Consider the following 6,635-nt stretch of genomic DNA (forward strand, 5'->3'; position numbering starts at 1 on the left):
CCTCAAATATTAACTTTAAAATTTATATATTATGGCAGAAAAGACACGTTATAGCGATGAAGAGCTCGAAGAGTTCAGAAGCATAATTAACGATAAGCTCAAATTGGCACGCCGCGACTACAGCAAAATGATGAAAACGCTGATGAATGCCGACGGTAATGACGTTGAGGACACATCTCCTACTTACAAGATATTGGAAGAAGGAAGTGCCACACAGACCAAGGAAGAGCTTATTCAGCAAGCCAGTCGCCTGCAGAAGTTCATCCAGGGACTTGAAGCAGCACTGATAAGAATAGAAAATAAAACGTATGGCATAGACCGTATAACAGGCGAGCTTATACCGAAAGAACGCCTGCGTGCCGTTCCTCATGCGACGTTAAGCGTTGCATCAAAGAATGCCAGAAATCACTAAATGAAAAGTATTAGTACACATAAGAGAAAAGGGCTGATAGCCATATTTGCAGTTATTATACTTCTCGTTATTGACCAAATAATCAAAATTGAGGTCAAAACCAGTATGTGCCTGCATGAAAGCATCAGGATTACTGATTGGTTTTATATAAGCTTTATCGAAAACAACGGTATGGCTTATGGGATGACTATAATAAACAAATTGGTTCTCAGCCTTTTTCGTATTGTAGCAATTAGCGTATTGGGCGTCTACATCTACAGGCAGATAAAAAAGAATGTCAGGACATTTTATCTTGCCTGCTTGGTATTGGTGCTTGCCGGTGCCATAGGCAATCTTATCGACTGCATGTTTTATGGGCTGATATTCAACGCCTCGTCACCCTATTATGTATCATACATGGTTCCGTTTGGCCATGGCTATGCTCCATTCCTTATGGGTAAGGTGGTTGATATGTTCTATTTCCCCCTGATAGTAACGACATGGCCCGAATGGGTTCCATTTTGGGGTGGAGACGAATTTATCTTTTTCAGTCCTGTCTTTAACTTTGCAGACGCCTGCATCAGCGTTGGCGTAATTCTGCTTCTGCTGTTTTGCCGTACAGAACTCTCACAAATATCATTTAGCCGAAAATGAAAATCAATACAAGTTTCCTGCTGATATCTCTCTTGCTGATAATTTTTTCATGCAAGCCTCAAGTACCTGGGAAATACCTTCAGCCAGACGAGTTCGAGGATATATTGTATGATTACCATTTAGCGGATGCAATGGTCAACAATGACGGTTCAGACGAGAAAAAGTATGAAGTGACATTATACCGTCAGGCTGTATTAAAGAAATACGGAATAACTCAGGCCGAGTTCGATTCTTCGCTTGTCTATTATGTACGGCATGCTGACAGACTGCACAAAATATACGAAAATCTGTCTAAGCGCCTAAGCGATGAAGCCCTGGCACTAGGAGCGTCAGCTAACGACATCAGCAAATATGGAGACCTGACATCTGTAAAAGATACATCTAACATGTGGAGAGGTGTGTCGTCGTGCGTTCTGATGCCTAACGCTCCGTACAACACGATGTCGTTCGAGATTACGGCAGACAGCACGTATCATGAAGGCGACAAGCTCATTTTCAGCTTCAACAGCAACTTTATCTTTAAAGAAGGTGTCAGAGACGGAGTTGCCATGCTTGCCGTACAGTTCAAGAACGACAGCATAGCAAGTAGCGTTATTCATCTGTCATCAAACAACAATTACAGCATCAGCATTGCTGATACTGAGAATAACGGAATTAAAGCCATAAGGGGATTTGTGTATCTGAACAAATCTTTATCTGATCAGAACAAAAATGCCCTTAACCTATTGGCTATAGACAGAATAAGACTCATACGCATGCGCAACAACGGACGCACTAAACCGCAAAGTACAAGCAACAATAGCGTAACAGACAGAGACACTCTAAAAAGAGTAAATGGAACTAATACGGTAAAACGCGCCGACTCTGTAAGCAAGCCGAAACAGCCGGCCAACCAACCGGCAATCCCTGTACGCTCAATTTCCAACGAGCCTGTGCAAATGAGACGCATTGCACCTACACCGCAAAAGCTTAAAGCACAATAGTTGTAGAACAAAACAATTTACATCCTTACATATATGCCAAGGCGAATAGCAGCAAACAGAATTATATTCGGCAGCAAGGAATTTATACAATATGCCATCGAGATTGAAGGCTGCATTGTAAAAGACTATTACCCGCTCACAGAAGAACTGCCGTTTACCGAATGGCTCGGAGGCACAATAACATTGTCTAACGACGCTGAAGGATGTATAAGGGCGTACAAGGACGGAAAACTGCTGACACAAGACAGCTACTGAACCATAGATGAAATATATTTATTGCAGGCTATATGATTGACTAGCTTTATCACTTGCAGACAAATAATCATTGACGTCATTTGCCACACAAATTCTTATAAAACCATTATCTCTCATTCCCAAGGATTTACAGATATCATGAAACCATTCTGATAACAGCAGATATCAGTAAATCAGACTTTCAACCATAGATATCCTCACACTGGATTTACCCCCAATCAGTCATTGATCCGCATGCTGCCTGATAACTGTTTTCGGCAAAAGAACAGGCAAAGGCAAGCCTTTGCCGTATAATTACGGCTTAGCATTGCTTCACTTCTACTGCATCAGATATGAAACCGATGGCGTTTCTTTGCCTTACGTGGAGTCATCGGACTGAATGACGGAGCCGAAGATCCGCCACTCCACCCCTTGACAGAAGCTCCTCCATAAGGCACTCCTCTATATTGTGCATAACGCTGGCGGATGCGGTCGACATAATCAACCGTCTCCGAGCCTCGCATATATCCATGCTTCACCACAGGATCGTTATAATACTGTGGCTGCTCGAGGGCCAGAATATAATACGCCACGTCGCGCCATCTGTGAGGACTCTTCCCGTTCTTGCGTGCAAGAGCCATAGCATCCTGAACATGGAAATATCCGCCATTATATGAAGCCAGTACAAACAACTGCCGCTCTGCTGCGCTCGGGATATTTCTGAAATATCCGTTTAGCTCGCTTATATAGCGCGCTGCCGCACTTATGTTTTTCTCCGGATCATGAATATCCGACATTGCCAGTCCGAGATGCGAAGCCGTACCGGGCATTATCTGCATCAGTCCTCGGGCACCGGCCCACGACCTGGCCTGAGGATCGAAGCACGACTCCTGATAACACTGTGCAGCCATCAGGCGCCAGTCCCATCTTGCAACAGGAGCATATTTCTTGAACAACGGGTCATAATGAGATATCACGCCGCCGGCCCTGTTAAGGAAGGGGGCATATACATGTCGCTTTACGCTTTTTGACGACAGCAGATAGCTTTCTTCCTTCTTTATGTCGGCAAGCATGTTTGGCTTGTACCAGCTGTTCAGACTGTCTGCCAGCTCCTTGTTTCCCGTGTCTACCGCCCACTGAACACCGAGAGAGTCAACACCGGCGCCACAGGCAATAAGCCTGTTTTTCTGTGCCAGCTTCTTAGGCAACGGAAAAGCTATAAGGTCTGCGTCGCCAGCAAGCAGACGCTTAACCATCTCTGCCGTATCCTTACACACCTCAACTCTCAGCGACACTCCAAGCTTTTGTGCAAACTTCTCACACAAAAGATATTGCGCGCCCATACCTCTGCCACGATAATCATAGTATGTCTCCGGACCGGTCAGCGTCAGTGCTATAAGTTCACCGTTGCCGACAATGTCGCTTACAGTAAAGTTGTCATTAGGCAATATTGTGTCTGTCTGCACCTCGCCCCATGGCGTAACAAGGGGTTCTTTCTTCTTTTCTGCGCACGATAGCATCACCGCCACAAGCAAGGCTGTCAGTAATAATCTTAACGGTTGGTACATATTTTCATAATAAAAACGCAGATAAAATTCAATCTGCAGCAAATCGGATACAAAAGTACAACGATTTTTGCAGATATGCTTAAAAAGAAGTAATTTTGCCATGTATTTTTAATTAATTTATAAATTATATTGTGAGTTGCAGCATTGTCTAAAGCCGCCTGTTTGACGATACTATAAATCTGCCTGACCTATCATACACCAGGATAAGCTCAAACAAACGCACACATGATGCCATCACAATAATAATAAAGAACATAAGACAAAATTAGCCATGAAGCCATTAAAAGAATTAACTCGGCCAAATATATGGAACCTGAAACCTTACAGCAGCGCACACAACGAATGCGGCGCAACAGCAGCAAAGGTATTTCTCGATGCCAACGAAAATCCTTATAACTCGCCTTACAACAGATATCCTGATCCGCAGCAGTCCGAAGTCAAAGCCCGACTGTCTAAAATAAAAGGCGTAAGGCCCGAGCAGATTTTTCTCGGCAACGGCTCCGACGAGGCCATCGACTTGCTCTATCGCTGCTTTACATGCCCTGGCAGAGACAACGTTGTGGCCATAGAACCTACATACGGCATGTATAAAGTCTGCGCCGACATCAACGATGTTGAATACCGCACGGTTGAACTTGACCAAAATTATCAGACTACAGCCGACAGGCTGCTCCATGCATGCAGCGACACCACTAAGCTTATATGGATATGCTCGCCCAACAATCCTACCGGCAACAACATCATGCGCGATGAGGTTGTCAAAGTGATAAATGAGTTTCAGGGCATTGTAGTGGTCGACGAGGCTTACTCTGATTTCTCTTCAGAGCGGCCGCTGCGGCTCGATATTGCCAAGTATCCTAACCTTGTTGTGCTCAACACCTTCAGCAACGCATGGGGATGTGCGGCAATAAGGCTCGGCATGGCTTTTGCGCAAAAGGATATAATAGACATCTTCAACAAGGTGAAACATCCTTACAACATAAGCACACTGACGCAGAGGCAGGCCATCGAAGCACTCAAAGAGCCTTACGAGGTAGACAAATGGGTGAAGACCATACTGCTTGAAAGGGGCAGAATGATTGAGGCATTCAGACTGCTGCCCTTCTGCGAACGGATATACCCTACTGATGCCAACTTCTTCCTTGCCAAGATGAACGATGCGCAGGCCATTTACGACTATCTCAAAAGCAATGGCGTGATTGTAAGAAACAGAGCCAACGTGCATCTTTGCAACAACTGCCTGCGCATAACCATAGGCAGCAAGAGCGAAAACAACGAACTGCTGTCGGCCCTGAGACAATATTAACCGGATACTCAGGCCTGATGTACGCGTCAATCAATATGCAACATCGCTTAAATGAACAATGATTTTTATTAAATAGGCATAACAACTACAGATAATACGGACAGGCGTCAGGCTGCATTTAGCCGATGCCTGTCCGCTTTTATTTCACGAATAGATACATGGCCTCAGACGCCCTACAGCTTCCAACTCTTATACCATCCTGCTTTTTTTATTCTTAAAGACGAATAACAATTTACCAATTTAATACGGATGCTTACGGAACTATTAATTTTTAAGTTTTCATTTTTAGTTGCGCTTTTGCGCCTTCTCTTCACTTCCGTCAGGCGTTTTTCATCTTTAATTTTTAACTTTTAATTTTTAATTTCTCATTTTTAGTTGCGCTTTTGCGCCTTCTCTTCACTTCCGTCAGGCGTTTTTCATCTTTAATTTTTAACTTTTAATTTTTAATTTCTCTTAGCTCCTTGCGCCAATAGAAAACCAAAATACGGCTCAAAGTATAAAGGCACTAAATTGTTAAAGCAATGTGCTGTCTAATGACAGATTTGGCTTTAACCACTTTAATCCCAAACAAAAATCCTCAAGAGTATCAGATTTTTCACTTTTTCCCTTTTCGTTTTTCACTTAATAACATTTCTTTATTTGTAAATATTTCTGACATTTTCTGTCCGTTTGACGCTCTCAGAATAGCGATGTTCATCGCAATGTTGTGATTTGGCGTGAAAAACGGCAAAAATCAGACTTTATGGTTAAGTCTCTGTCATTCAATGTCTTATGCCGTTCCGGGCTCAAAACTTCAATAGTTAAAAAATATTACTCTGCCGTTTACGCTCCCAAAGTGGCCGACTTATACTCTCAAAAGCACCCTTTAATCACTCTAAAACCATGCTTTTACAGCTCAAAATCCATGTTTTTTGCCTCATTATCCATCCTGATAAGCAAACGAATGTTAACCATTTAGCGTTTTCGCGCCATGCAATTAACATCCGTTATCTTTTTGTTTTCCAGATTGAAAAAATATTTTGTCCTAAGTTTTTACTTAAAGCAAGGACTGCTGATAAAAGGAAATCCAAAGAATTTGCGGCTTGGAACGAAAAGAAGCAACAAGACTATTGTTCTGTCGGATATGCTATCCGGCAGCATTAAGTATCAGGATATGTGATCCGAGATTCATACCTTAATAGCTATTTTTTTGATTAGAAATTCATACCTATTAATCAAAATAGGAAGCAAAAGCAAGCGGATTGAAAATCCTTATATTAAATTCCGGCAGATTACAAATCTGCCGGCACATTAGCTTTGTTGGTTCATATCGGTTGCACAGGACGAAAAGAAGCAACAAGACTATTGTTCTGTCGGATATGCTATCCGACAGCATTAAGTATCAGGATCTGTGATCCGAGATTCATACCTTAATAGCTATTTTTTTGATTAGAAATTCATACCTATTAATCAAAATAGGAAGCAAGCGGATTAAAATCCTTATACTTAATTCCGGCAGA

The 6,635-nt window shown here is 42.6% G+C and carries 7 protein-coding genes; 6 read left to right on the forward strand and 1 reads right to left on the reverse strand.

Features of this window, described 5'->3' with window-relative positions:
* Positions 1 to 31 precede the first annotated feature (31 nt).
* From QVO66_RS08150 to QVO66_RS08165, 4 genes are read left to right on the forward strand one after another with little or no spacing between them, the layout of a single operon-like run.
* Complete coding sequence (locus tag QVO66_RS08150; RefSeq protein WP_021854975.1) at positions 32 to 412, forward strand: TraR/DksA family transcriptional regulator; 381 nt, start codon at positions 32 to 34, stop codon at positions 410 to 412.
* Positions 413 to 1,045 carry a lipoprotein signal peptidase gene (locus QVO66_RS08155; RefSeq protein WP_021854976.1) on the forward strand — a complete coding sequence of 211 codons (633 nt, stop codon included), beginning with the start codon at positions 413 to 415 and terminating at the stop codon, positions 1,043 to 1,045.
* Complete coding sequence (locus tag QVO66_RS08160; protein ID WP_021854977.1) at positions 1,042 to 2,028, forward strand: DUF4296 domain-containing protein; 987 nt, start codon at positions 1,042 to 1,044, stop codon at positions 2,026 to 2,028. Before QVO66_RS08155 ends, QVO66_RS08160 begins: the two co-directional genes overlap by 4 nt.
* 33 nt (positions 2,029 to 2,061) lie before the next feature.
* Complete coding sequence (locus tag QVO66_RS08165) at positions 2,062 to 2,283, forward strand: hypothetical protein (protein ID WP_021854978.1); 222 nt, start codon at positions 2,062 to 2,064, stop codon at positions 2,281 to 2,283.
* A 326-nt stretch (positions 2,284 to 2,609) separates the two neighbouring features.
* On the opposite strand, the gene QVO66_RS08170 is transcribed toward QVO66_RS08165, so the two are convergent.
* Positions 2,610 to 3,830 (reverse strand): transglycosylase SLT domain-containing protein, encoded by a 1,221-nt coding sequence (locus QVO66_RS08170; protein WP_418874797.1) that lies wholly within the window; start codon positions 3,828 to 3,830, stop codon positions 2,610 to 2,612.
* Positions 3,831 to 4,101: 271 nt separating this feature from the next.
* Between QVO66_RS08170 and hisC the strand changes: the two genes are divergently transcribed.
* Both hisC and QVO66_RS08180 read left to right on the forward strand, forming a co-directional pair.
* Positions 4,102 to 5,136 (forward strand): histidinol-phosphate transaminase, encoded by a 1,035-nt coding sequence (gene hisC / locus QVO66_RS08175; RefSeq protein ID WP_021854980.1) that lies wholly within the window; start codon positions 4,102 to 4,104, stop codon positions 5,134 to 5,136.
* A gap of 882 nt (positions 5,137 to 6,018) precedes the next feature.
* Positions 6,019 to 6,279: a hypothetical protein gene (locus tag QVO66_RS08180; protein WP_288172742.1), complete on the forward strand. Its 261-nt coding sequence runs from the start codon at positions 6,019 to 6,021 to the stop codon at positions 6,277 to 6,279.
* Positions 6,280 to 6,635 lie beyond the last annotated feature (356 nt).

It is taken from the genome of Prevotella sp. CAG:255, from assembly GCF_000431195.1.
Classification (GTDB): domain Bacteria; phylum Bacteroidota; class Bacteroidia; order Bacteroidales; family Bacteroidaceae; genus Prevotella; species Prevotella rara.

Bases quoted from the DNA above. Each gene is read 5' to 3' on its own strand.
- QVO66_RS08180 (WP_288172742.1), top strand. From the start codon at position 6,019: ATGCTTTTACAGCTCAAAATCCATGTTTTTTGCCTCATTATCCATCCT.
- QVO66_RS08170 (WP_418874797.1), bottom strand. From the start codon at position 3,830: ATGTACCAACCGTTAAGATTATTACTGACAGCCTTGCTTGTGGCGGTG.
- QVO66_RS08160 (WP_021854977.1), top strand. From the start codon at position 1,042: ATGAAAATCAATACAAGTTTCCTGCTGATATCTCTCTTGCTGATAATT.
- hisC (WP_021854980.1), top strand. From the start codon at position 4,102: ATGAAGCCATTAAAAGAATTAACTCGGCCAAATATATGGAACCTGAAA.
- QVO66_RS08165 (WP_021854978.1), top strand. From the start codon at position 2,062: ATGCCAAGGCGAATAGCAGCAAACAGAATTATATTCGGCAGCAAGGAA.
- QVO66_RS08150 (WP_021854975.1), top strand. From the start codon at position 32: ATGGCAGAAAAGACACGTTATAGCGATGAAGAGCTCGAAGAGTTCAGA.
- QVO66_RS08155 (WP_021854976.1), top strand. From the start codon at position 413: ATGAAAAGTATTAGTACACATAAGAGAAAAGGGCTGATAGCCATATTT.